The 26077-nt window shown below is 55.1% G+C and carries 17 protein-coding genes and 1 pseudogene; 11 read left to right on the top strand and 7 right to left on the bottom strand.

The genetic code is table 11. The annotated features are described in order from the left end of the window. The first annotated feature begins 7 nt into the window (after window positions 1–7). The 5 genes and pseudogenes from VAE57_RS18790 (at window position 8) to VAE57_RS08240 (ending at window position 5867) form a co-directional block, all read left to right on the top strand. Window positions 8–846, top strand: a pseudogene (locus VAE57_RS18790) (hypothetical protein). 699 nt (window positions 847–1545) lie between these two features. Beyond that, complete coding sequence (locus VAE57_RS08255) at window positions 1546–2829, top strand: lactate racemase domain-containing protein (RefSeq protein WP_322821408.1); 1284 nt, start codon at window positions 1546–1548, stop codon at window positions 2827–2829. 4 nt (window positions 2830–2833) lie between these two features. After that, window positions 2834–3874, top strand: a complete 1041-nt coding sequence (locus tag VAE57_RS08250) for a peptidase C39 family protein (protein ID WP_322821407.1) — start codon at window positions 2834–2836, stop codon at window positions 3872–3874. A gap of 1 nt (window position 3875) precedes the next feature. Next, window positions 3876–5084, top strand: a complete 1209-nt coding sequence (locus VAE57_RS08245; RefSeq protein WP_322821406.1) for a glycosyltransferase — start codon at window positions 3876–3878, stop codon at window positions 5082–5084. Window positions 5085–5114: 30 nt separating this feature from the next. Further along, window positions 5115–5867, top strand: coding sequence for an EI24 domain-containing protein (locus tag VAE57_RS08240; protein WP_322821405.1), 753 nt, complete (start codon window positions 5115–5117; stop codon window positions 5865–5867). Here VAE57_RS08240 and VAE57_RS08235 read toward each other — a convergent pair. The 4 genes from VAE57_RS08235 to VAE57_RS08220 all read right to left on the bottom strand — a co-directional run bounded on the left by VAE57_RS08235 (window position 5840) and on the right by VAE57_RS08220 (window position 10578). After that, the gene (locus VAE57_RS08235) at window positions 5840–7087 is read right to left on the bottom strand and encodes a PQQ-dependent sugar dehydrogenase (RefSeq protein ID WP_322821404.1); all 1248 of its coding nucleotides are present in this window, start codon (window positions 7085–7087) and stop codon (window positions 5840–5842) included. The two genes, VAE57_RS08240 and VAE57_RS08235, sit on opposite strands and share 28 nt — an antisense overlap. Before the next feature lie 486 nt (window positions 7088–7573). Next, entirely contained in the window at window positions 7574–8551 is a 978-nt protein-coding gene (locus VAE57_RS08230) for an electron transfer flavoprotein subunit alpha/FixB family protein (protein ID WP_322821403.1), read from the bottom strand. Window positions 8552–8570: 19 nt separating this feature from the next. Beyond that, a complete protein-coding gene (locus tag VAE57_RS08225; protein WP_322821402.1) occupies window positions 8571–9350 on the bottom strand; it encodes an electron transfer flavoprotein subunit beta/FixA family protein in 780 nt (259 codons plus the stop codon). 58 nt (window positions 9351–9408) lie between these two features. Continuing rightward, window positions 9409–10578: an STAS domain-containing protein gene (locus VAE57_RS08220; RefSeq protein ID WP_322821401.1), complete on the bottom strand. Its 1170-nt coding sequence runs from the start codon at window positions 10576–10578 to the stop codon at window positions 9409–9411. 511 nt (window positions 10579–11089) lie between these two features. On the opposite strand from VAE57_RS08220, the gene argG reads away from it, so the two are divergent. Beyond that, window positions 11090–12439 (top strand): argininosuccinate synthase, encoded by a 1350-nt coding sequence (gene argG / locus VAE57_RS08215; RefSeq protein WP_322821400.1) that lies wholly within the window; start codon window positions 11090–11092, stop codon window positions 12437–12439. 286 nt (window positions 12440–12725) lie between these two features. Here argG and VAE57_RS08210 read toward each other — a convergent pair whose 3' ends face one another. Continuing rightward, window positions 12726–13826, bottom strand: coding sequence for an STAS domain-containing protein (locus VAE57_RS08210; RefSeq protein WP_322821399.1), 1101 nt, complete (start codon window positions 13824–13826; stop codon window positions 12726–12728). 678 nt (window positions 13827–14504) lie between these two features. On the opposite strand from VAE57_RS08210, the gene VAE57_RS08205 reads away from it, so the two are divergent. Beyond that, the gene (locus VAE57_RS08205) at window positions 14505–16088 is read left to right on the top strand and encodes a hypothetical protein (protein ID WP_322821398.1); all 1584 of its coding nucleotides are present in this window, start codon (window positions 14505–14507) and stop codon (window positions 16086–16088) included. Window positions 16089–16287: 199 nt separating this feature from the next. Then, a complete protein-coding gene (locus tag VAE57_RS08200) occupies window positions 16288–18963 on the top strand; it encodes a flagellar filament outer layer protein FlaA (protein ID WP_322821397.1) in 2676 nt (891 codons plus the stop codon). A gap of 656 nt (window positions 18964–19619) precedes the next feature. Here the strand turns inward: VAE57_RS08200 and VAE57_RS08195 are convergent. Next, the gene (locus VAE57_RS08195; RefSeq protein ID WP_322821396.1) at window positions 19620–19805 is read right to left on the bottom strand and encodes a hypothetical protein; all 186 of its coding nucleotides are present in this window, start codon (window positions 19803–19805) and stop codon (window positions 19620–19622) included. Window positions 19806–20307: 502 nt separating this feature from the next. Between VAE57_RS08195 and corA the strand changes: the two genes are divergently transcribed. Then, on the top strand, window positions 20308–21261 hold the full coding sequence (gene corA, locus VAE57_RS08190; protein ID WP_322821395.1) for a magnesium/cobalt transporter CorA: 954 nt from the start codon (window positions 20308–20310) through the stop codon (window positions 21259–21261). After that, a complete protein-coding gene (locus tag VAE57_RS08185) occupies window positions 21255–22736 on the top strand; it encodes a nuclease domain-containing protein (protein ID WP_322821394.1) in 1482 nt (493 codons plus the stop codon). The genes corA and VAE57_RS08185 overlap by 7 nt, the downstream gene beginning before the upstream one ends. Before the next feature lie 141 nt (window positions 22737–22877). On the opposite strand, the gene VAE57_RS08180 is transcribed toward VAE57_RS08185, so the two are convergent. Next, entirely contained in the window at window positions 22878–24020 is a 1143-nt protein-coding gene (locus VAE57_RS08180) for a hypothetical protein (RefSeq protein WP_322821393.1), read from the bottom strand. Between the two features lie 1269 nt (window positions 24021–25289). On the opposite strand from VAE57_RS08180, the gene VAE57_RS08175 reads away from it, so the two are divergent. Then, window positions 25290–26077: PAS domain-containing protein (locus VAE57_RS08175; RefSeq protein WP_322821392.1), on the top strand; the 788-nt coding region annotated here is incomplete at its 3' end.

Genomic DNA, 26077 nt, shown 5'->3' with positions numbered 1-26077 from the left:
GATGACAATGCTGATGAAGGTGTTGGTTACCGTTAAAACCTATCCCACCATTTCGGTTAAGTACGACGAACTGGTTTGTACTGCCGGTTTTCGTGAGGATGGCTCATGGATCAGGATTTACCCTATCCCCTTTCGTAAAAAGACCTATGAAGAGCGATACCGAAAATATGATTGGATTGAAATAGAACTTGAAAAAGTCAACAAGATTTTCGTCCAGAGAATTATAGACCAGTTCCTGGAACGAAGATAACGGTTGTTGGGAGTATTGGTACAGAAAATAACTGGAAAGAACGCAAGAAAGTTTGTTTGAGAAAAGTGTATGATAATCTTGATGAGTTGATTGCCGAGGCTAAGAATCCAAATATTTGTACATCTCTTGCTACTTTCAACCCTACCGCAATTCTCGACTTCTATGCAGAAGCAAATGAAAGAAAGTGGGATTTTCGCAAAGTGATGCAGATTCAGGCAAAACGGCGGCAACTGAAACTTTTTCCCGACGATGAAGAAGATTTGGGCAAAGAGTTCGGAATTGTAAGAAAACTCCCCTATCAATTCAAGTATCGCTTTGTAGACAGTGCCGGTAGGGAAAGTAATCTTATGATAGAAGATTGGGAGACAGGTCAACTGTTCTGGAATTGTTTTGAACGCCATAAGGGTGACGAGCAAAAAGCAATTGAGGATGTGCGTAAAAAACATCTTGATAATTTTGCCAGAACAAAGGATTTGTATTTCTTTTTAGTTACTACAATGCAGTACCACAAAAAGGCTCCTAATCCCTTCGTTATCATTGGAACGTTTCATCCAAAACGAGAAGAACAGTTGAGGCTTTTCCAGGAGCTGTCTTAAATATCGTCCGCGTGTCAACGTGTTTCGTTTTGGAGCCTGTTTCATTAATTTATCCGGCAATTATCTCACCGGATTGGGGTGCGTTCCAGGCGAAAGTAGTGCATATCGCTCATCACGGATGGTCAAACCAGACGAACCTGCTCTGTACGCACCTCGTCCTTATCACTGGTAGGGAAATCGTTGTGCCCCGTGCCTGATCGTGAGTGCGGCTGGTGCGGCAGCCATGCCGCCGTACTCCACACGATGCGACACCGTCAACTCTGTCTGAAATGGTTCCTCTCCTCATACGTCGCGGTAACGCTGGTGTCGTGGATGTGACGAGCACACCCGGCATCGCTGTGACCAGGAGGGTGAACGGGGTGACACACGACTGACCTGAAGCACGGCTGGCGCGGCAGCATGGCTGCCGCACTCCAAACGTCGCGATACGTGCAGGATGCGGGAAGGCAATCAATCAAGCGGGTGATGGCACCATATTGGTCACTAGCCCTTCTCACTACCATACGACGTGCCAGGAGCAGGATAGGCAGACTTTGGGATTGGCAAGTGTTCAGTCGTCTGTGCGGCAGTCTGGGAGGACGAGCGCACGGCTCTTTATGAAATAAGTTCTATGACACCAGATTTGATATGACAACCCATTGCCGGCTTATGGTACAATCCAGCATGCCGTGATAGGATACTTCACAGCGAGGCTAAACGATGCAGATCACGCTCAACATTGAGCACATTCGGGCCGATACGCCACTTCCCCCACTCTTTCGTGTTCGTCAGCGCTGGCAGACATCGCCAATAGCCGATGTCGTAGCAGTCGTTCATGCTGAACTTGACCGAATTGGGCTGGCCGGCCACATCCAGCCCGGTATGCGGATTGCTGTGACTGCCGGTAGTCGCGGGATTAGCAATATCGTGGCAATTACGGCAGCGGCGGTGGCCTGGCTGCGCGCCCGCGGTGCCGAACCCTTTATCGTGCCGGCGATGGGGAGTCACGGTGGCGCAACGGCGGAAGGTCAGGTTGCTCTCCTTGCTTCGCTCGGTATCACCGAACAGTCGGTTGGTTGCCCGATTCGGGCAACGATGGATGTTGTCGAACTGGGGCGGATCGCCGACGGTACGCCGGTGTATATGGATCGGTTCGCAGCCGAAGCCGATGGAGTGTTGGTGATTAACCGCATCAAGACCCACACGTCGTTTAAGGCACCGATTGAGAGTGGTCTGGCGAAAATGTGTGCCGTCGGTCTGGGAAAACGCCAGGGCGCCGAGATCGTGCATCGTACTGCGGTCTACGGCCTGAAAGAGCAGTTGGTGCCGATGGCGCGGATGGTAGTTGAACGGGGACGAGTGTTGGCCGGGCTGGCAATTCTGGAAGATGCCCGTGACCAGACGGCGGCAATTGTGGCTCTGCCACCGGCAGAGATTGGTGGCACCGGTGAAGCTGAGTTGCTGCTGCGCAGCAAAGAGATGATGGCCCGCTTGCCCTTCGACCGTCTGGATGTGCTGGTGGTTGATCGCATCGGTAAGAACATCAGTGGCACCGGTATGGACACGAATGTGATCGGGCGTTTACCTATTCCCGGCGAGCCACCACCTGATCGTCCGGTGATTAATGTTATTGTGGTGCTTGATCTTACCCCCGAAACACACGGGAATGCGAATGGGATTGGCCTTGCCGATATTACGACGGCACGTCTTGCCGCGAAGATCGATTTTCACGCCACCTACGTGAATGTGTTGACGGCTGGTTTGGTTGGTCTGTGCAAAGGTGGATTGCCGATAACCTTGCCTACCGAACGTGATGCGGTGGCGATGGCGATCAAGACGTGTGGTCAGCCTGATCCGGCAGCAGTTCGGCTGGTACGCATTCCCGATACGCTTCATCTGGAAGAATTGCTGGTCAGTGAAGCACTCTTGTCGGAGGTTACAACCCACCCCAATCTTGAGTTACTCGGTCCCGCCGAATGGGTTCTGGATTACGTTGAAGGATAGCTTCATGACACCCCACCATCTCCTGTACCATTGGGACGAGGCGGCAATTGACACCTGGGAACGGGCAGCACCTTTATCTGCGGATGATCTGCACGCCCGCATTGCGATGGTTAGCCCACCACTCGTGACGCACAATGCGCTCTCGATCATTCCGAGTTGGATTGCTGATACACCTTCGGCAAGCTGGATTGAGGTTCAGCTCCGCGTACAACAACATGGCATCTGGAGTACCTGGTTTCGGTTGGCTGCCTGGGATAGTGACGGTACTCACCGCACCAGTTTTTTCGACCAACGGAATGAGGCCGGCACTGTTGCTACCGATACGCTGCAAATGCACACGCCAGCACAGGCTGTTCAGGTGCGTGTGTTGCTCTGTGGTCTCCCCGGTGCTGATATGCCGGCAATGAGTGAGCTGTTTCTTTGCATCACCACGACTGCGCAGCCGGAGACTTCTTCTACGCAGCCATCCCTGTCGGCAATTAATCTGCCGCTGCTGCTGTGTCAGTACGATTATCCTGGTGGCGAAGGATGGTGCAGCCCCACAACCGTACATATGGTGCTGGCATACTGGCATGCTCAGTTGGCTGATCCACGTCTCGCACCGTTTGCCGAACGCACGACATTACCCGATCTGACGGTGGCCGGTATCTTTGATCCAGGATGGGACGGCACCGGGAACTGGTCATTCAATACGGCGTTTGCAGCTCAATTTGGTTTGCGGGCGTATGTGACTCGCTTCGACACCCTGGAACAGGTTGGTCGTTGGACGGCTGCTGGTGTGCCGGTGATTATAAGCGTAGCCTGGGAGACTGGTCAGATTTATGATGCCCCCGGTCGCACCAGCGGCCATCTGACGATTGTCCGCGGTTTTACCGACACCCACGCGCTGATTGCCGAACCTGCCGGGAGCGAACGGCTACTGCGCGCATATCCGCAATCCCAACTGGCAGCAGCGTGGCAGGCCAATTCCGCCGGTACCGTGTATCTGATCTACCCGCCCGATTGGCCTCGTCCAGAACCTGGCCCAACTGATGCATGGGTGTGACATGCAGATTCTTGTCCTGGCTCCATACCCGCCCTATCCGCCACGGGGTGGCGGCGCACTGCGCATCTTTCATCTGCTGCGCATCCTGGCCGAACATCATCGGGTGACGCTTCTCACCTTTGCCCCTGATGCTGCTGCAGCTCAGGCGCTATCTCCACTACGGGATTGGCTAGAGCTGCACATTGTCATGGGGCCGCCACACCGCTCGTTGCGTCAGCGTGCATTCACGACGCTGGTTAGTCCACTCCCCGACATGGCGCTGCGGAATGCCAGTCCGGCGTATGCCACCACCCTGAACAACCTGTTAGTCAGTGGGCAGTTCGATGTCGTGCTGGCCGAAAGTATCGAGATGGCGCCATATCTGATGCAGGCGAAACGGCATGGTCTACGCACCATCCTCGACGAGTTTAACGCCGAATACTTGCTGCAACGGCGCGCAGCCATCAATGATTTGCGACACGTGTTCCGCCCCAAAGCGCTCGTTGGCGGCGTCTACTCACTCATTCAGTGGCTGAAACTGACAGCCTTTGAGCGGCACATCCTCCAGACCGTGGATGGCGTGCTGGTTGTCTCGGCAGAAGATGAAACTGCCCTGCGTCGGTTGGCGCCTCATGCCTGCCTGTATCTTGTCCCAAACGGGGTAGATTGTACGTATTTCGCGCCGCCTGCTGAAGCACCGCACCCAACCAATGATCTGGTCTTTGTCGGGACACTTGACTATCGGCCCAATGTTGATGCGGTGCTCTGGTTTGTGCACGAGGTATTTCCGCTTGTCAAGCGGATGCATCCCGCACTACGCCTGCGTCTCATCGGGCGCCGTCCTCATCGGAGTCTGCTCTCCCTGCACGACGACCGGCATATCGTGATAATCGGTGAAGTTGCCGATACCCGTCCGGTGCTGGCGGAAGCTGCGGCGGTTGTTATTCCGATGCGGATCGGCGGTGGTTCGCGGCTGAAACTCCTGGAAGCGCTGGCGATGGCTACTCCGATTGTCAGTACCTCACTCGGAGCGGAAGGGATTCCCGGTCTGCGCAATGAGGAACATCTCTTGCTGGCCGATAGCCCGTCCGCATTTGCTCACGCCGTCTCACGCCTGGTCACCGATAGGACGCTGGCGCAACACCTGGGGCGTAACGGTCGTCTATTCGTCTGTGCCGGGTATGATTGGTCACAGATCGCACCACGGCTGGAAGCAGCAATCCAAATGTAGACATCTGCACAAACAGACATCTTCAATGGTATGCACACATTTCTGCACGGCTTGAGTTTTCCACTGCGCGCCCTAGGGTTCATCGTTAGCCAGCCAATGCTCTGGCGCTACATTGTCATCCCGATTGTGCTGAATATTCTGATAGGGTTTGTGCTCTACGCTACCCTGTTATGGGCCGGTGTTCAGACAATCGAGGCGCTGCTCGCCGATTGGCCAGAGTTGATCGCGAGGTTCGTCCGGCTTTTACTGATCGTTATCCTCTTCATCGGACTCGGCTACATGCTGGTACGATTTGGCGTTGTCATCGGCTCGCCTTTTTACAGCCGCCTGTCGGAATTGATCGAAGAACGGCTGCACGGGGTCGCCAGAACAACGTCACCGACGTCCCCTGCCTCCATCGCACACGATTTCTTCCGCGCCTTACTGTTTGAGCTGAAGAAATTGCTCTTCTTGCTGGCGCTTGGTACGCCTACGCTGCTGCTGAATGTGCTGCCCGGCATCGGCGCGATGCTGGCAACAGTAGCCGGAATTGCCATCGGTGTCACCATTTCGTGTCTCGACTTTTTCGATCCACCACTCGAACGACGCCGACTGTCGTTTCGAACAAAACTCGGCTATATTCGCCACCATCTTCCAGCCAGTGCCGGCTTCGGTTTGATCTGTCTGGGACTGGTGAGTGTGCCGTTCCTTAATCTTCTCGCTGTACCGGTCTGCATCACCGCAGGTACGCTCTTCTTTTGTGAGAGATCGCCTGCCTATCTCGACGATGGCACGATGCGGTAGATGTTTCCGTTGCGGTCGTCCGAGACAAAGATGGTACCATTGGCGGCTATTGTGACTCCAGCCGGTCGGCCCCAGGCACCACCACACTCCTGCTGGGGATTGTCGCGGAATCCGGTTAAAAATGGCTGGGCACTGATCGGGTTGCCGTCACTGACATGAATGCGTTGCACCCGGCAGTCGCGTGGCGTCTGGTCTGCATTCCACGAGCCGTGGTAGGCGATCAACACATCACCATCGGACAGTTGGGCGATACCGAGTGGTGCGTAATGAGCCAGGTCGGTAAAGCGGGCCGGTGTAGCCTGAGCACAACTGGAGAAGGTGGTGTCGAGCGGTACCCGCTCATCGCGAACCTCCTGCGCGTCGGTAGGCACCGCACCTATTGCAGCCGTATAGCAATAGGGCCAGCCGTAATGTCTGCCCGGCTCAACCTCGATGATCACCTCTTCAGGTGGTAGATCGTTCCCCAGCCCATCGCTGCCGTTGTGCGTTGCCCACAGCCGGCCATCGGGTAAGAAGATGAAATCAACACTATTGCGTAAGCCTTCAGCCCAGACAGCACGCCGACGTGGATCGGGATCATTGGCGAAGGGATTGTCGGCGGGAATACCGCCGTCTAACGTATAACGGAGAATCGCTGCCCGTCGCGGATCGCCTTCGCTACAGCCAACGGTGATATTGCACTTCGAGCCAACGGCAACGTAGAGCATCCCATCCGGGCCAATGCGGGCTGTGCGGGTTGAATGACCGCCATCGTTCGGCAGTCCGTCAACCACAATCGCTATTTCATAACCGCTGAACTGACCATCTTCATCGCTATCCCGCAGCCGCCAGACCGTGGCATTGCCGGCGGCGTAGAGATCGGAGCCGTACCACTCCAGGCTATGCACGCCGGGCAGATTGGTGGCGACAGCGATTACCCGATCTGCCTTCCCATCACCGTCCAGATCGGGTAGACGAACTATTCGGTTGGCACTACGTTCTGCCACGTAAAGGATGCCATCGGGACCAATAGCCATGAGCCGTGGCCGGTTGAGACCACTTGCGTAAAGACGTACCGTATAGCCTGCTGCCACCTGCAACCGGGCACTGACCTCGTCGTCCGGCGGAATAGCCAGTCCGTGCTGGACGACCGACAGGAACAGGCGATATGTGATCTGAGCGAACCCAATGGTGACAATGACAAGTGCCATCAGAGCCAGGAACCAGACACGTTTGTTCATAATGATGCCATGCTTAGAACTTATATCATAAAGCTGTGCGGTCTGCTAACAGACTGGCACACAGGTTAATACACACCTGCCAATCACCAACGACAGCCTATCTTGCTTCCAGTATACCAGCATGGCGGAGAACCAACGACTATCCGCATCGCCATCACGTGCTGGATTGGTTGTCTTGCCCGATCATCAAGCGCGTATCGCGGTGTTTGGCGTGCGGTAGCCATGCTGCCGCACCAGCCGTGCTTCGTGCCCGGCGCGTGTCACGCGGTTGATCCCCTGCTGGTCACGGGGATGCCGGGTGTGCTCGTCACGATCTCTATAATGAGATAACCTCTAACGCGGTGACTGAGCATAGTCTGACGGTGCAGGAATGCGGTAAAAGCTTAGTCGCAGGGGTAGTTTATAAGCCAGATGCAATCACGAATCCGTAATTAGTGGGCGGGGGAGAGCAATGCTATTGCCCTCCCCGCACGTGTTCGTGATAGCCTACCGATTGAGACGAGCCTTAATCTCTTCGGTAAGCAGTGGCAAAATCTCGTTCACATCACCAACCACACCGAGGGTCGCGATGCGGAAAATAGGTGCTTCCGGGTCTTTGTTAATGGCGACAATCGTGCGGCTGGTGCGCATGCCGGCCAAGTGTTGGATAGCGCCACTCACCCCGGCGGCAATGTACAGCTTCGGGCTAACCGTCTTCCCGGTCTGGCCGACCTGATGCTCGTAAGGCACCCAACCATCATCAACAATCGCCCGTGAAGCGCCGTATGCGCCACCGAGCGCCTCGGCCAGCGGTGGGATGAGCCGGTAGTAGTTGTCCTTGTTACCCAACCCACGGCCACCGGTCACAATAATCGCGGCGTCGGTCAGGTTGACAGCTCCCGCCTTCGGTTTTACCTCTTCCACGGTGGTGCGTGGATTGAGTTCGGCTACCGACAATGCCGTTACCGGGGCACTGCGATCCGGCTGCGCTGCCGCTTCGGGGAAGCTCTGCTTGCGTACCAACGCGACAACTGGCTTCCCGGTGGCAAAGCGATAGGTATTGATAACATTCCCACCGTGCGATGGCCGGGTCGCCTGAATCGCACCATCAACTACCTTAAGATCGGTCACGTCAACTGCCAGCCCGGCATTGAGATCGGTTGCCAGTGCCGCCCCAAAATCGCGCATCTGGAAACTCGTACCGGCCATGATCAAAGCCGGGTTGAACGTCTTGACTGCTGTCGTCGCTGCTGCCACATACCCATCGGTCGTATACTGGCTTAACGCTGGGGCTTCGACCGTAAAAATCTGGTCGGCTCCAAAATGAGCGGCGCGGTTAGCCACGGCTGTGGTCGGCCCGATGGCCAGTGCAGCCAGAGAGCCTCCCAGTGCGTCGGCCAACTGCCGCCCCTTGCCGAGCAATTCGCGCGAAATAGCGGCCAGATCATCACCAACTGCTTCCAGAATAACCAGTACGCCGTTCATGATCTGCTCCTTTCCGCGCTTAAATCACCTGATACTCCATCAGCTTATCAACCAGTTTGCGAACTTTTGTGGCTGCATCCGGGCCATCAATCATCTCACCCTTGGGCCGGGGTGGTGGTGGTACCCGTTCGGCCAGTTGAGCGGTGGGAGTCAAATCTGCGGCATTCAAACCCAGATCGGCAGTCGTCCAGACCGGCGGCTCCACTTTGGCAACCCGCTTGATCTTCAAGAGGGATGGATAGCGTGGCTCGTTAATATCCTTAATCACCGACATCACTGCCGGTAAGCGGCACGAGACTGTCTCAATCACACTTTCGAGGTGGCGCTCAACCCGCAGCGTTCCACCGGGTTGCAGTTCCAGCACTTTCCCGACGTAGGTCACCTGGGGCCAACCGAGCAGGCGAGCCAGGGCCGGCGCAAATGCACCGGTTTCATCGTCGGTGCTATTACGACCGGTAATCACCAGATCAACATCGCCGAGCTTACGGATCGCCGCTGCTGCTACTCGCGCTGCGGCAATCGTATCGAGCTGCGCAAATGCAGGATCACTCAGTAACAAGGCATCAGTTGCGCCCATTGCCAGTGCCCGACGCAGTTGCTCGACCCACTCTGACGTGCCGATAGAAAGCGCCGTCACCTTCCCGCCGTGTTGTTCGTTCCAGCGAATACCCTCTTCAAGGGCATACTCATCGAAAAGGTTAATAATTCGCTCAATGCCCTCGGCGTCAATCGTTAAATCCGGTCGAATCTTGACCGAATTATCGCGAGGGACTTGCTTCAGACACACAACAATGTGCATATGGCCTCCTTCGTACCATAAAGCGGTAACGCACTGCATTATAACAGACTGTTCGTGCTCATGTGTTCATTGAGAGGGCCGCCGGAATATCGCGCGCATAGGTGAACAAGCTGGAGGGCAGATGTGTGAAGTGCAACGCTTGATCGGCGCGAACGCCAACCAGAATACTCTGGGCACCGAGCAGACGGGTACCCTGACCAACCCGGATCAGGGTTTGCAGAGTCTCCTCTTCAAAAGTAGCCAGACCGCTGACATCGATGACCACCTTGCGTGCGCGCCGTTGCTGAATAGCATCGAGCAGAGTCTGTTCAAGTTGTTTGCCACGTTCAGCGTCAAGACGACCGACCAGTGGCAGAAAGATCGTGTTCGCACCCAATGACGTCACCGGCAGACTCAGTGATCTAATCGTTGCCTGTAATTCCAGCTCACGCGCCAGTTGCGCCTGTTGTGCTTGTAGCGCATTGGTAAGCTGCTGCTGTCGCTGACGGTTAACATCGAGCAAATGCTGAAACGCATCACGTAGCCGGCGCAACTGGTTAATCGAGCCGACCGGGCTGAGTTGACCGCCGGTTTCGGTTTGGGTCAATCGCTCAGCATCCGCGGTCAGGCTATCAACATGCCTGCCAATCTGCCAGACGAGCGCTACAGCGAGGGTGATCGCGATGACTGTTGCCACGCCGGTTACTGTTGCCCCAAGCCAAAATCCCTCGTTAACAATCTGCTCAAGCTGCCTGATCGCTTGTAGATACTGTATCTCATACTCACGTTGCGCCCCGATGACCAGGCTATGAATCGCCCGGATATTACGGTGGTGATCGTTGCTTCTAATCATTGCCAGCGCTTCTTCACGATCACCACGATCAAAAAAGGTCAGTGCCGCATCATGCTGGGCAACCATCACCTCAAAACGGGCGGCCAGCTCAAGCTCAGCAAAACTTCTGTTTCCCTGATCGGTATACTCAGACAGAAAAGAACGGAGCATGGCCCTCTGAGGCTCTATCATACTCCGATCCGTCTGGTGGCCGGCAATAATTTCGCTCACATTGTACAGTTCGAGCAAAATGAGCGACTCGCTCTGCGCAACTTCTACCAGGTCTTTGGATGCACGTTCCACCTCATCGACAGCATGAGTCACACGCTGTCGGTTGAAGAAAGCCAGCAGACCGAAGAGCAGGAGCGCGATAATCAGTGGCGAGAGTGCAAGAATGAGACGAGTGCGCAAATCCATAGGCGTATGAGAGAACTATGCTACATTCCTGCTTACATATTACCGCAAGACTCGCAGATTGGCGAATTGAGCGATCCTGCAATGTTCGTGACCAGAACTTATTTCATAAAGCTATACGGTCGTCCTGCCAGACTATCGCGCAGGTTGATGCACGCTTACCTATCGCCCACAACAGCATATCCTGCTCGCAGGCTGCTGGTATGGCAGCGAAGAGGGCTTGACGACCATCGTTTGTGTCATTACGGCTGGATTGATGGCCTTGCCCGCTTGTCATGCGCGTGTCGTGACGTTTGGAGTGCGGCAGCCATGCTGCCGCGCCAGCCGTGCTTTGTTCCAGGCGCATGTCATACTGTTGACCCTGCTGGTCATGGGATGCGGTGTGTGCTCGTCCCGATCATAGAGTCTGTCAGTAATAACTGAGATAACATCTGGTAAATGTTTTTTGAAATAGATTCTACTCATCGTATAATACAACGGCGACAGAAACCCTTCCTTACTGAAGAGGAGTACTATGGCTAAAATTCTGCAACACCTGCCGGTTGGCGAAAAGATCGGGATCGCTTTTTCCGGTGGTCTGGACACCAGTGCTGCAATCCATTGGATGCGTGCCAAAGGTGCCATTCCCTATGCATATACAGCCAATCTCGGTCAGCCCGATGAACCTGATTATGAGGATATTCCCCGCCGGGCGCTGATGTACGGCGCCGAAGCAGCCCGACTGATCGATTGTCGCCAGCAGTTGGTCGCCGAGGGACTGGCTGCCCTACAGTGCGGTGCATTTCACATCTCAACCGCCGGTTTACCCTACTTCAATACCACCCCGCTCGGACGTGCAGTAACCGGTACCATGCTAGTCGCAGCCATGCGCGAAGATGGAGTTCATATCTGGGGGGACGGTAGTACCTACAAAGGGAACGATATCGAGCGGTTTTACCGCTACGGCTTGCTGGTCAATCCCGATCTGCGCATTTACAAACCGTGGCTGGATCAGGCGTTTATCGATGAATTAGGTGGTCGGGCCGAAATGTCTGCCTACCTGAGTCGGGCCGGTTTTGAGTATCGCATGCCGGCGGAAAAGGCCTATTCAACCGATTCCAACATGCTGGGTGCTACCCACGAAGCGAAAGACCTGGAGTTTCTCGACCGCAACATCACAATTGTCAAGCCGATTATGGGAGTAGCCTTCTGGCAGCCGGATGTGCATATCGAATACGAAGAGGTGCGCATCACCTTTGAAGAGGGCTTTCCGGTTGCGATCAATGGCATGACCTTCCCCGACCACGTCGCCCTCATGGCCGAAGCGAACCGCATTGGTGGACGGCACGGCCTCGGCATGAGCGATCAAATCGAGAATCGGATCATCGAAGCCAAGAGCCGGGGTATCTACGAAGCCCCTGGCATGGCGTTGCTCTACATTGCCTACGAGCGGCTGGTAACCGGTATTCACAACGAAGATACGATTGATCAATACCGTGAGTACGGGAGAAAGCTAGGTCGGCTGCTCTATGCCGGGCGCTGGTTCGATCCACAGGCAATGATGCTCCGTGAGTCGTTGCAGCGTTGGGTTGCCCGCCTGATTACCGGTGAGGTGACAATTGGTCTGCGGCGTGGTAACGATTATTCAATCCTGGATACGACTTCACCCAATTTAACCTATGACCCGGCCCGGCTGACGATGGAGAAGGGAGAAGCCAGCTTCACCCCACAGGATCGGATTGGGCAGTTGCACATGCGCAACAACGACATTGCCGACACGCGCAAGAAGCTGATGGTCTACTTACGCACAGGTCTCCTCGGCGAGAGTGGTGTGTTACCGCAATTTGCTCCGCCGGATGATGAGGATGGAGGAGTGAGGAAATAGGAGATAGAAAATAGGATTTAGGAGATAGGGGAGAGGAGGTAGGAAATAGAAGGTAGGAGAGGAGAGGGTAAATGAAGTAAGAGATGAAGAACTGGGTCTATTTCCTACCTGCCTATTTCCTGTTCTCTCCCTCTCTCTATCTTCTGCTCATCAATTTTTCTTTCTATATTTCTACATCCTCCCTATTTCCTACTTTCCTATCTCCTATTTTCTTTCTTCTATTTCCTACTTTTCTCATTCCCATCTTCTCTCTTCCCCCATTTCCTACTTTCCTATCTCCTATTTTCTATCTTCTATCTCCCCCCAACGCAGCCTGCAAGGTACTAAAAGTACGAACTGAGTGCAGGTCAATGCCCAGCGTGACCAGGGTTTGGGCGACTTCTGGTCTGATTCCGACCAGGGTAACCCGTGCGCCCATCAAGCGGGCAGCTTCGACCACCTGGATCAGCCCCTTCGCTACCTGCGTATCAATCACCGGTACCCCGGTCACATCGATGAACAGGTCACGGGCATTGGTGCGGGCGATCTGTGCGAGGGCCTGCTGTTGCATATCGGCCAGGTGAGCGGTATCGAGGGCACCGACCAGCGGCATCACCAGTGTCGTCTCGCGGATGGGCAGTACCGGTACACTCAAGTCACGGATGGCCTGCCGTTGTTGCTCGTTTTCAGCCAGCAACCGGGCCTGTTCGGCAGCCCGTTGCTCCAGCTCGTGCAGGGCTTGTTGTAAGGCAGCGGTGCGTTGGGCAACCTGTGTTTCGAGGGTGGCATTCAGGGTTACCAGTTGACTTGCGCTTTGACGGGCTTCTTCACGGCGTTGTCGTGCCTCGTGCAAGGCAGTTGCGGTAATCTGTCCACCAACAAACGTGAAGAGCGCTGCTCCAATCTGCAGGAAGATGGCCGCAGTCTGAAGTGTCTGTTCAAGCTCACCACTAAATAATGGTAGACCCGCCAGCCGCCAGCTAACCAAAAGACCGCTTATGTTGAAGATCAATACCGCCCAGACCCAGATCGGTCGTAATACCATGCCGGCAACGAGAAGCGTAAAAATGAGAAAGAAGGGGGAAGTATAAGAAGTGATTCTGTCCGTTTGGATGCCAAAGGGGATTGTAAGAATCAGACTGGTAATGGTAAGAACAAAAAGCGCTCCACTCCAGTAGACCTGACCGACTCTGCTGAGAACAATGACAGCGGTATAGATAACGAATCCAGCTATGTTGATGAATACGAGCGGTAACGCAGATTGGGGAGTGACGATGAGTACCAGCGGCATTGATAATATGGTGATGATATTTATGAGTAATGCCAGCACTATAATCACCTGCCCACGTCGCTGCTCATCTTCATCAACGTGGGGAATGTGCAATAGCCATGTTAAAAGACCGCGCATAATCCCATCCTCCGTCTGGTTTCTGTTCTAAACCCACTAGAACCTGTTTCCAAAAACATCTACCGAAAGTTATCTCATTTCATTGCCGACCGTCTTCAGGAGCGTGACAGGCACACACCGTATCCGCATGACCAGCCGGCTCAACAGCGTGCCACGCACCGGATCGTAAGCACGGCTGGCGCGGCAGCATGGCTGCCGCACTCCACACTCTGCGCCACGTGCGTGACGAGCGGGTAAGGCAACCAATCCAGTGCGTGATGGCACTGGAGGTAGTTATTAGCTCTCCTCGCTGCCTGTCGGCAGCCTGGAAGCAGGATATGCTGTCGTTGGCGATAGGTAGGCGTTCATGCGTCTGTACAACAGCCTGGATGCACGATAGCACGGCTTTCATGAAATAAGCTCTGCATTCTATACTCCTACTTTCTATCTCCTACCTCGTATCTCCTATCTTCTAACCCCCTATCTCCTACTACCTTTCGCCTGCCCGTCAAACTCTATAAGAGTTACCCGTAAAAGCTCTTAGTACAACGTTCCTACTCATCATAGTTTCCATCTAGTTATACCGGTCTCGCCACAACGGGACTCTTTCGCCTCTGGGCATGTACCACTTTCGGATGTACCTTGACATTGAGAGAACGGCTTTGCTCTTCATTCTCATCATAGCCAGGCGAGGCCGCTATGCGTACCAGGTTTCTACTCAGTCTTCTATTCTGCCTGTTGGTAGCGCCAATAACTGCACTTTACGCGGCTCCTGGTCCTCAGCCAGAACTACCATTACCCGTAGGTGATGCGCTGATCGCTCCGCCACCGGTCACCCTATCATTTGCTGTGGACGATGACCAACTCTCGCCCCATTTGCCAAGCCAGTATCTGGCCGGACGAGTAGCTGTCCAGCTTATCTTGCCGGAAAGCACCAGTGCCCTCGATCCTTCCACTGAAGACTGGAGCGATGCCCAGATTGAACAGATCGTGAGCGATGCCCAGAGTGCGCTCGATTGGTGGCGCGAACGATTGCCGGCTGCCCGGTTGGAGTTTGACCTCTCTGTGCAGGTTGTCCCGACTCGATACGAGCCAATTCGCTATGGGCTGGCACAGGAGGGACGCTGGATTAGTGATGTCCTAGGTGAATTGGGTTATATCAGCGCAAACTATTTTGAGCAGGCATACATGGCCTTGTTCGATTTGCGTGAACAGCGTGGCACTGATTGGGCAACGATCTTCTTCATCGTCAACAGCGCGAACGACGATGGCTACTTTGCCGATGGCCGCTTTGCCTATGCCTACCTGAACGGCCCGTTTAGCGTCATCACCTCCGATGGAGGGCCGTATCAAACACAGTGGCTCCGCTCGGTTATCGCGCATGAATTTGCCCATCTCTTCGGGGCGCTCGATCAGTACAGTATTGCCGTGGTTAGCTGTGATCAACGCAGTGGTTACCTGTTTACCCCAACCACGAACAGTATGTTCAACAATTGTGGCACCAATGAGCCAAGCATCATGCGCGAATTGATCAACAGCTTTATCACAGGTGCAGTTGACACCTCGGCCCGGCATCAACTCGGTTATCGCGACAGTGACGACGATGGTGTGATTGATGTGCTTGATACGACACCTGCGCTCTCGCTGACGGTCAATCTCCAGGCGGTCAGCCAGCGACCGGTTGTTGAATTGACAGCCCGTGATCTGCCGTACCCTTCACCGGTTCAACCTGATGCAAGCGTTAATCTGATTACGGCCATCGAGTATCGGGTTGGCGATGGTGAGTGGCAGTTGGTATTGCCGACCGACGGGAGCTTCAACAGCCGCCGCGAAACAGCGCAGATCGAGTTGCCGTTATACGATGGGACGCATGTGGTTGAGTTTCGTGCGTTCAATGCTGTGGGCAATGCCTCAACTCCGATCACGCAGACCTTCACCGTCAGCGGATTGGGGCCGATGCCCGACTATCACATTCCGGCTCCCGCTCAACTTGATGATACAACGCTGATGATCCAATTGCAAGCACCGGCGGACACTCAGGCCATTGAATTGAGCATTGGACGTGATTTTCACAATGCACTCCGATTACCGTATCAACCAACCCTGATACTCCCGCTAAGCAGCGAATTGTCACTCATGACAGTGACGACAACAACAACTACGCCAACCATGTATGTACGTTTTCTTGATAGTGCCGGTCGCCTCTCGCTGACTTACACTCTCCCCATCGAGATACCGTCACCGTCCTATCATCTGGTGATGGTACCGCTGGTATTGCGCTGAACAGAAAGCAAACTCTCCGCCGGGTTAAATACTGGGAGAGGGAACACGACCTTCCCTCTCCCGATTTGTATGGGCAAGTTGCCCTGAACACATCCCCAGATCGGCGCAAAAATGGTGATATTTTTTTACCATTTTGGGTTCGTCAGCCATGTATACTGTCTTCGTCAGGTGTGTTTTGCTTAAAAGGGAGAGTCTCTATATGCGTCATGCCCGTTATCTCCACCTTCTGCTGTTAATGAGCCTTCTCCTGGCGGGCTGGCCCTCTGCACCAACAGCCGTGCAATCGGCCAACCCCTCAGCCTTTGGCGCTAATACGCATATCGCCACGACCTACCCATTCCCCGACTCCCTCCACCAACCGGCGGACGTGATCGCCCAAAGTGCGCTGGGCTGGGCGCGTGAGGAGTTTCAATGGGGACGCATCGAACCGCGTCCCGGCCAGTATGACTGGACGTTCGCCGACCGGGCGGTCAACGAGCTGACGCGGCGCGGAATTAATATTGTCGGTCTGTTTAATCCGGCGGTGGGTTGGGGTACGCCAAGCCCGGCAGATGACGGTATTCCACCAGAGCAGGGCAGTTTCTACCCGCCAGACCCGCAACTCTTTGCCAGTTTTGTGGCGACGGTCGTGAATCGCTACAAGGATCGGATACGCTACTGGCAGGTCTGGAATGAACCTGACAATCCGGTCTACTGGCGTCCGGCACCCGATCCGGCTGCGTATGCTGCGCTGCTCCGTGCGGTTTACCCTGCAATCAAAGCCGCCGATCCCGGTGCAACTGTGCTGGCAGCCGGGATCGTCTCCCCCGAACCTGCCGGATCGTTCTTACAGGCACTGGCCGATAACGGGGCCTGGAATTCGTTCGACATCATTGCCCTCCACCCCTACACCGATCCACTCGGTCCTGAAGCCGGTTCGATTGATAGTGTTGGCATTGGTGCGATCCAGACCCTGGCTGCCCGCCTGGGACCAAAGCCGATCTGGGTCACTGAGTTCGGCTGGGCCGATAGCGAGAGTGATCGTACCGGTGCACAGTCTGTCGATGGCGAGACACAGGCCAATTATCTGATCCGGGCGATGGCGCTGCTGCGCCAGGCCGGCGTCGAACGGGTCATCATGTTTCGCTTTAAGGACATGCAACTGCGCAATGGGGTGCCGTACAACGCTTACGGTTTGCTTCGCTACGGCAATGGTCAGGCCGACTACAGTCAGTTCAAACCGGCTTTCAACGCATTTCGCACGCTCAACCAGCAGGTAGGTGGACGCCAGCCACTCGGTGTGCGCAGATTGAGCGAGGCACGGATTGCATTCGATTTTGAACGGTCGATAAACTGGCAGACCTTCCCGGTTGGCAATGGTTCGATTGGACAGAGCAGCGTACAGGTACGTAATGGGAGCGGTGCAGCCGAGGTGCGCTATCGCTTTACAACCGGAGGGAATGACTATGTAAGCTTTACGCCTCGTGAAGCTATCAGTTTTCCCGCCGGCACAACCCAGATTGGCGTTTGGGTGTACGGTGACGGGAGTAGTTTCGATCTCAAGGTGCAACTGCGCGACACGCAAGGCGAGATTCTCCAGTACCGGTTGGGGAAGATCGGGCCAACCGGCTGGCAACAGCTTGTTGCCGCTATCAATGGCCCGGTTGAACCGGGGAACCGCATCCGTTTCGTTGATGGCAAGCTCGATGGCGAGATTACCTTGCAGGCAATCGTAATCGACGATGATCCAGACAGCCGTACCGGCGAAGGGGTAATCTACCTCGATGATCTGACCGGCTACAGCGGGCCAGAAGCCTACGCAGCTCGTTTTGCTGGCGACAATGGCGTGGTCGAGGTTGTCTGGGCAGTCGATGGTGGTCGGGTACGGATTCCCAGTGCCGATGCCGAGGTGACGGTTATTGACCGTGATGGTGCAAAGCGACGGCAGGCTACGTCAGGAGGCGTCTTGACACTCGATGTTGGGCCGCGACCGGTCTACCTGATCTATCGCCCAGGATCTGAACAGCCGGTAGCACCATCGCAACCACCAGCTAGCAGCGGATTCGTACCACCCAACGGCGCCTTCGCCGACGACGCGATGCGCAATGTCTGGCAGCGCACCGATCAGCCGGTGGCCGGCGGTGCGCCCGGCTTGCGACCACGCTCGTGGATCTGGGGGCCGCAGCCGATCAGCGGCGCGATGCGCGAACCGTATGCCCAAAGTCCTGGAGGTAGTCGACTGGTACAGTACTTCGACAAGAGTCGGATGGAGATCAACAACCCAAATGCGCCACGCAATCAGTGGTATGTCACGAACGGTCTGCTCGTGGTTGAAATGCTTACCGGACGGGCACAGCTTGGCGATGCCCAATTTGAAGAACGCACCCCGGCAGATGAAGCTGTTGCCGGCGATCCGGCAGCAGTGAACCCCAACGCGCCGACCTACGCTACCCTGCGCAGTGTAGCCTTCCCGGTACAGACGAGCCGTGCACCAGATCGGAGCGGGCAGGTAGTGACCGCCTTCCTCAACCGCGACGGAAGCGTGAGCGAACGTCCTGATCTGGGGCGGTACGATGTTCGCATTGGTAGCTACGAATCAACCCTCGGCCACAACATTCCCCAGGTCTTCCTCGACTACTTTGCCCAGCAAGGGGTCGTGTTTGAAAATGGCCGCTACGTTAATCGCCAGATCATCGACTGGGTCTTCGTGATGGGCTTACCGATCAGCGAACCATACTGGGCCAGGGTAAAAGTTGGCGGGGTCGAAAAAGATGTCCTGATCCAGGCCTTTGAACGGCGTGTACTCACCTACACCCCTGACAACGATCCCAACTGGCGGGTTGAGATGGGCAATGTCGGACAACACTACCTGCGCTGGCGGTACGGTGGGCAATGAGCATGAGACCTCGTTGAGAGGGTATCTGCGCCAGGGCATCCGAAAGGGTGCTCTGGCGTAATCGGAATGGATGATGCGTTGCATAGAATCGTACTTCCACTCTGCACGTATTGCTCTCACGTCTCAGCGTGGATACCGTTGCCAGACAGGATTATCCGTATCACGAGGTGTGGCGTGCAGCAGCCACCCTGCCACAGCAGCCGTGTGATAGAGACACCCCCATTACCTGACTGATGAACAACCATGAGGCCATTCAAGACGAACCCTGCCGCTACCCCCTCATTCGTCGCATCTCTCATTGGCAATATGAACAGACACATGCGCTGTCCATTCGTAGGGGCAGGTTTTGAACCTGTTCTACAAAAACCACCCGCCCGTCCGTAGGCTACGCATTACCCACAACTCGGATACTGCATTGCTCGCGCTGTGGGATCGGGTTTGGGGGGCATTCTCCCGTCCCCAGCGGAGGCAGGCCGGGGTGGGGGTTACCCCCTTACCACCCCCCCCAGCCCCCGCTCCTCTCCCGTTGCTGGAGAGGAGCGGGCGAGTGATGACGGGCGTGATCCATACTGCTTCCCGTTCACCGCAATCCCGGCCCCCATCCTGGCATCCCCCGCTCTACGCATTACCCACAACTGGTGTCAACCACGTGCGTATCAGCGGGTATGATCGCCATCGGTGCTGGTGTGGGCGACTGGCCCGGTGGCATTGCGCCGTTCCAGGCGTGCCAGCACGTGCTGGATGAATTGCCTTACCCGCTCGTCATACGCGTGTCGTGCGGTTTGGCGTGCGGCAGCCATGCTGCCGCAGCAGCCGCGCTCACGATCCGGCGCGTGGTACATCGTTACCCATCCTGGTCACGGGGGTGCTGGATGGGATCGTGCCGATCATCGAGTCGGTCCGGCATGCATGCGCTACCTGTGCGTAGATGTTTGGTTGCACCAGGTTCGTGCCTGCGCACCAGCGGCCACGGCCAGCACCTGCCGGCGGTGGCGATGATGCCTCCACGCAGGCTGGAAGCCTGCGCAACGGGGAGCACTTGCAGCCCGGCCTAATGCAGCGCGACATGTGGGTAATGCATAGCCGTAGGGGCGGGTTCTAAACCCGCCCCTACAAAACCCGCCAATCTGTATTATGCGGGTGACATGACAGATCGTTGCGCGGAAGATAAATAGTCACGATTTACCGCATATTTGGTGCCAGGCAAATGCATCGTATCAGTAAAGATTTGATATTATACTTGTCATGTAATCATTTCTCGCTAATACAAACGTTCATCTCCCCGTTCACCACGCATCTTTCAGGGATGCGAAAATCTTTTTATCAAAGAAAGACCACAAACCGATGGTAACACTGCATACCTTTCAACGGCAACAGGTGCAACAGCGTACCGATTTCGATCAGATCAGCGAACTCCTTCTCCAACCGCGTACCATGATCTGGCTCGATCTTGAACGACCGACAGACGTAGAGATGGCACTGTTGCGTGAAGAGTTCGGTTTTCACCCACTCGCGATTGAAGATGCGCTCCAGATGCACGAACGACCGAAGATTGAAACCTACCCCGGTTACTACTACAGCGTTGAATACGCTGCTGAGCAGCGAACACTCCAGTTTCTACCAGTGGCGCTCTTCGTCGGGGCAAATTATCTGGTCAGTATCCGTAGCGACCCGGTGCGCCAGGTGCAAGAAACACTGGTGCGCTGGCAGAGCAATGGCTATATGCCGGGCTATCAGGTGAGCAGTGTGCTCTACGCGCTGATCGATGCGATTGTTGACGATTACTTCGTTGTGTTGGATGCCCTCGGTGAACAGATTGACGACATCGAAGACGAGATTTTTCAACGCGGTCGCCAGGAAGTAGCCGGTGACATTTTCACGCTTAAAAAAGACCTTCTGATGCTACGGCGCATTGTCGCGCCTGAGCGTGACATTCTGAATGTCTTACTGCGCCAGGAAGTACGCATCTTCCAGCCCCGTGAGTTAACCTACGTTCGCGATGTCTACGATCATCTGGTGCGGATCACCGAGTCGATTGATCTCTACCGCGACCTGCTTTCAAGTGCGCTGGACAGCTATCTTTCACTGCAAGGCAATCAGCTCAATCAGTTGGTAAAGGTCTTAACCCTCTGGTCAATTATTCTAATGGCCTGTTCACTGGTGGCCGGCATCTACGGGATGAATTTTGCGCTTATGCCCGAACTCGAACAGCCGTGGGGATATCCATTTGCGCTTGGTTTAATGGCAACAATTACCGTCGTCTTAGCCATCTCGTTCAAGCGGAGGCGGTGGTGGTAGAGACGCCATTGCTACTTCTTGACGGCGTGCCGCCGGGAAATGCAATCCTCACCGAGCGTCAGGTGGTTGAGTGGTCGTGCGAGGTGCCTGGCGGGGCAACGGCCCGTTTAACGATTGATGGGGTTGTTCTCGAACCGTTTCTGCGACCGGGCGAGACTATCTGGCGCTGGCGCTGGCAGGTACCGGCAGGTGCCGGTGAGTATGAAGCTCATCTCACTATCACCTCAGCGACGACGTATAGTGAATGGCGTGACCTTATCCGGGTGGCACCGTCGCTCCTCGATGCTCGCCGATATGCCATGTTGCTCAGCGATCTAACCCGCATAGCACCGGCGCTTGTGCATACGCTGCGTGGCGGAAGGCAGGCGGCTGGGATAATAGGCCCCGGACATTCAGACCCGGCGGCACTACTGGCGCTCTTGACCGGATCGGCGACGCAACGTTTTATCACCGTGCTCGAACAATATCTGCGCCGTCCGCCGAAGCACCGTCTCCAACCAGATCGACCGCACGAGCTGGGAGCCTGGCGTGAGCGACCCGATCCGGCCCGCTGGCGGATTCCTGCCGATGCCCATCCCATCCCAAAGACCAACTGGCCAAATCGAATTCGCCCCCTCCGCCCGCGATCTGATCCTGCTGAACGAGGTCTGCATGTAGCGGTTGCCGTGCTGGATCGACTGATCGTCGCTGTACAATGGCTCTTACTCGCCGACATGCCATCTGACACCCGCACCCGCCTCGTGGCAATCAGTGGACGCTTGCGCACCTTGCGTGCCGACATCCCTGTTCCTCAATCCTCTCCGTCAGTATTGGTGTCCTGGGTTCCACGTACTCGTGAAGAGCGGATCATCATGGCTTACCGGCGACTCATACATCGTCGTCTGGGTGCCGGATGGGAACCCGACCTGCTAACCATCCCGGTGCGTGAGGTTGCCAGGTTGTACGAAGTATGGTGTGCTGCTCAGGTTGTGCTGTGTTTGGCACAACACCCAAACTGGCAACTCAACGCACAATCATTGTGCGAGGATGATCTCTATCTTCGCCTGCCAACCCAACGCCCACTGCTGTCATTCACCAGCACCTCCGGGGCAACCGTGCAACTTCGCTACCAGCCACGGTACGCACCTGACAGCCGGCCATTCTGCTCACTCGACCATCGGGTACGTATTCCTGATCTGGCACTTGAGATCATACCAGTACAGGGTCAACCCTCGCTGATCTTGCTCGATGCCAAATACCGCAGCGACGCTGACGAATTACCGGCAAGCGCACTCGATGAGGGTTACAGCTACCTGGCCGGTATCGGCGATGGCCACGGGCGGCGGGTGGTGACGGCCATCGCCCTGATCTTCCCATCTACCGGTGCCCCGGTTACCTACCCCAGTGGCGTAACTCTCTTGCCCTTGTTGCCAGGTGAACCGCTGACAGTATTGCGCGACTGGTTGGTGGGGTGGGTGGGGAGGGTGAGTGTTTAATGTGCTACCCGGTTCGTCAGGCTTTCTACTAAGCAAAACCGGGATTGCATACGTGCAGGTAAACGTACCTGCTCTGCTCCTCTGTACCATTGTTAGCATTGGCTGATAGATCATGTGGCGAGTTACCACACCCCCAACCCCCTACCCCCGCTCCGGTATCACACCCCAAACCAGCCATGAAACTCCTTCGTCGGTTTGTGGCAGGGCAACGGGTGGTTGATTGCCGATGGGGTACCAGCGCAATGCGGTGCCGCTGTTGGTTTGGACAACGGCGACAATGCCGCTGCCATCGGGTGCCCAGCGGATGAGCAGCGGTATTTCGCGGAATGGCGACCGTAGTGGGGTGCGGGTGCCATCGGGTGATTGGCGGGTTAGGGTGAAGCTGAAGCCGTCGTTGACCCGCTCTACAGCAACAAATAGCAGGTCGTTGCCAATTAGAAAGGGGGCACGGGCGAGGACGCCGTCATTGCTCAGCGCTGTGGCCTGGCCGGTCTGCGCATCTACCTGCCAGACGCCTGGGCCGGTGTCTGGCCCAATCAACAAGATGGCGGCGCTGCCATCAACGCGCCAGATGGCCTCGCCGCAGAAGCTGTGTGTGCCTTCAGGCGTAACAGGCCGGCGGAGGGTTTTGTTCTGTAGGTGCCAGAAAACCAGTTCACAATCATCGTAGAAGGTGGCGAATGATTCGATGAGAAGTGTGGTGCCGGTCGGATCCCAGAGAAATGGGGCGTAACTGCGTACTGACCGGCTGGGATTCAGCGGGTCGTCAACCGGATCGTCGGCGAGTAGTAATTCGAGGGTACCGCCGGTAGCGGGTAGACGGTAGAGACCATCGGGAAGATCGCGTGGCTCGCGGTTGTTTTGGAAGCGAAGATAGATGGCGTTTCCGTCAGGTGACCAGCGCACGGCGCTGAGCTGATGTCCGGTCTCGTCATAGATGACTTGTGGATTGCTACCGTCGAGGGCAGCACGCACCAGCCGATCTCCGGTAGCTGCACCTACGACATAAATCAGACCCGCAGTAGGGTGTACATCCATATCGCTAATTGGGGGAATACCGGTTTGCTCAATCCGTTCGCGTGTGATCTGACGGCGGGTTGCGCCATCGCTTTCGATCCGGGCAATCTGGCCACGGTCGAGGACGTAGAGTGGCGCGGGTAAGACGCGCAGGCCCGGAGTTGGTTGCACGACCGCCGGTAGCGGCGATGGTGTTGGTGATGGGAGAGGAGTGCTACAGGCGACAAGACTGAGAATGAGCAGTGTCAAACAGAAGAGATAGCGCATAGCGATTTCACATTTCATGGAGAACTGGGAATTACTAGTTGAACTGGAACTTGCTTCGTGTATCAATAACAAAACCCTACGCCAGATAGTGAGGTGTTTCATACATCCATTGAAAATTCTCCCTGTACACATAAAGAATGATATGCGCATTGTAGCTTGAATTTCATAAAAACCTCAATGGCAACACTTCACAATTACTGATGTGGCGACATCACATCAATGAGATGCCATCTTGGGTCTTAAGCTTGCATAGTATGGTACTTGTTAATCCTGGTATATATACAGCCAGATGCCAGATGATCGTTTAGTCGATACGAGCAAGATGATTACCAGGGCCTATTTCAAAAACGTCTGCTAGAGGTGATCTCATTCATTCCTGAGCGAGCTCTATGCTCGTGACGAGCACATCCAGCATCCGCGTAACCATCAGAGTCAACGGCGCATGAAGAGTCGGATCGTGAGCACGTCTGCTGCGGCAGCCATGCTATGCTGCCGCGCTCTAAACGGCGCGACACGGGCATGACAGGCGGGCAAGGCAACCAATCCAGTCCAGTGTATGCCGGCACAACCAGAACTACTCCCGGCCAACAGGCCAGGAGCAGGATAGGCTGTCTTTGGGGTGATTGGTAAGCGTTCATGCACTTGTGCGATAGTCTGGGAGTGCGATAGTACAGCTTTTATCAAATAAGTTCTATTCTTCACAGATGAAAGGATCATTCTCCACGCTCTGCGCATGTGCGGTACTCATCGAGAATTGTCTGGGGGCGCACATCGTGCTTTCATATCGGGTAGCCTCATTACTGGTAGCATGAGAACTATGCCATCTCTGGCGTGATTGAGGCGTTTTTTAAGCGGTGGATGCCATATGTCAGGTCATATCTCATACGTGCTGGTAATAGCTATCGGATATGCTGGTACACGATGTACTATCGAAGCCATTCAGCATCGCTTCTGTGCGCTACCCTGATATGCATAATATACATCATTTCAGATTTTGCATTGAGGATGGTCTGGACAGGTTATAATACTTTCTATCTGGAATATCATGTATTTTAGGTCGCTTCAAAATATATGAATCTGCACCGGTTTCTATCAACGATCTGGCCGGCTGACCGACATCTTGAGTTGCTGTCTGGCAATGAGCGACAGCGAGTGGCATTTCTTTTATTCCCGATCTTTGCTGTTTTTACCGTTATCACAGCCCTATATAGTATCATCACACCCTGGATCTACAGTGAACCTGCCATCCCTTTGATAGATTCTGTGATCATGATCATCGTTTTTGCTACCGGTGCGTGGCTGGTACAACGTGGTGCTATCTACGTCGCAAGCGGATTGGTGTGTAGTGCGATCTGGCTGATTGTTACCTTCATTGTGTTTTTCACCGGCGGTTTACAGAGTTCTGTACTTTTGAACTACGTGATAGTTGTTTTATTAGCCGGGGTGGGATTTGGTTGGAGAGGTATTATTAGCGCTGTGCTGGCAAGCGGGACAGCCATTAGTGCAATGTTATTCTTGACGATCACCAATCGTCTGCCGACAATAACCCCGCTTTTAGAGGCACCACTGGCGTATGCAGTAACGATGCTAGTTATTCTTCTGCTTGCCGGTACTATTCTGTCGGTTGCTGATATACAACTGGTCACTGCAATTAAGGTAACTCGTGCCAAGAGCATTGAACGTGAACGTGCTGAACAACAACTTCGCCAGGCATTACTGTCAGCGCACGCAGGTGCCTGGGAGTGGGACGCTGTTGCACGCACTATCCAGTGGTCGCCAGAAAACTATCCACTGCTTGGGATGAATCCAGATCAGGATAGATTGAGCTTTCGCACCTGGATTGAGCGGGTGCATCCCGACGACCGGCAAGCCTTACAGGAAGCTATCGACCGCGCTATCCATGGTCGGCAGGAGTTTGCTGTAGAGTTTCGGGTGATCTGGCCGGATGGCTCTGTTCACTGGTTACGGGGAATTGGTCAGCCGTTAGTGCAATCGGACGGCTCCGTTCAGGGAATGTATGGTCTTCAGATTGATATTACGGCGCAGAAAGCAACTGA

Origin of the sequence: Chloroflexus sp. (assembly GCF_034434295.1) — a bacterium.
GTDB lineage: Bacteria > Chloroflexota > Chloroflexia > Chloroflexales > Chloroflexaceae > Chloroflexus.
The sequence above is the reverse complement of the archived record's forward strand: the minus strand, read 5'-3'. Positions and strand labels throughout refer to the sequence as shown.

Bases quoted from the DNA above. Each gene is read 5' to 3' on its own strand.
- VAE57_RS08245 (WP_322821406.1), top strand. From the start codon at position 3,876: ATGCAGATTCTTGTCCTGGCTCCATACCCGCCCTATCCGCCACGGGGT.
- VAE57_RS08235 (WP_322821404.1), bottom strand. From the start codon at position 7,087: ATGAACAAACGTGTCTGGTTCCTGGCTCTGATGGCACTTGTCATTGTC.
- VAE57_RS08250 (WP_322821407.1), top strand. From the start codon at position 2,834: ATGACACCCCACCATCTCCTGTACCATTGGGACGAGGCGGCAATTGAC.
- argG (WP_322821400.1), top strand. From the start codon at position 11,090: ATGGCTAAAATTCTGCAACACCTGCCGGTTGGCGAAAAGATCGGGATC.
- VAE57_RS08195 (WP_322821396.1), bottom strand. From the start codon at position 19,805: ATGTACCACGCGCCGGATCGTGAGCGCGGCTGCTGCGGCAGCATGGCT.
- VAE57_RS08210 (WP_322821399.1), bottom strand. From the start codon at position 13,826: ATGCGCGGTCTTTTAACATGGCTATTGCACATTCCCCACGTTGATGAA.
- VAE57_RS08220 (WP_322821401.1), bottom strand. From the start codon at position 10,578: ATGGATTTGCGCACTCGTCTCATTCTTGCACTCTCGCCACTGATTATC.
- VAE57_RS08180 (WP_322821393.1), bottom strand. From the start codon at position 24,020: ATGCGCTATCTCTTCTGTTTGACACTGCTCATTCTCAGTCTTGTCGCC.
- VAE57_RS08240 (WP_322821405.1), top strand. From the start codon at position 5,115: ATGCACACATTTCTGCACGGCTTGAGTTTTCCACTGCGCGCCCTAGGG.
- VAE57_RS08200 (WP_322821397.1), top strand. From the start codon at position 16,288: ATGCGTCATGCCCGTTATCTCCACCTTCTGCTGTTAATGAGCCTTCTC.
- VAE57_RS08255 (WP_322821408.1), top strand. From the start codon at position 1,546: ATGCAGATCACGCTCAACATTGAGCACATTCGGGCCGATACGCCACTT.
- VAE57_RS08225 (WP_322821402.1), bottom strand. From the start codon at position 9,350: ATGCACATTGTTGTGTGTCTGAAGCAAGTCCCTCGCGATAATTCGGTC.
- VAE57_RS08230 (WP_322821403.1), bottom strand. From the start codon at position 8,551: ATGAACGGCGTACTGGTTATTCTGGAAGCAGTTGGTGATGATCTGGCC.
- corA (WP_322821395.1), top strand. From the start codon at position 20,308: ATGGTAACACTGCATACCTTTCAACGGCAACAGGTGCAACAGCGTACC.
- VAE57_RS08205 (WP_322821398.1), top strand. From the start codon at position 14,505: ATGCGTACCAGGTTTCTACTCAGTCTTCTATTCTGCCTGTTGGTAGCG.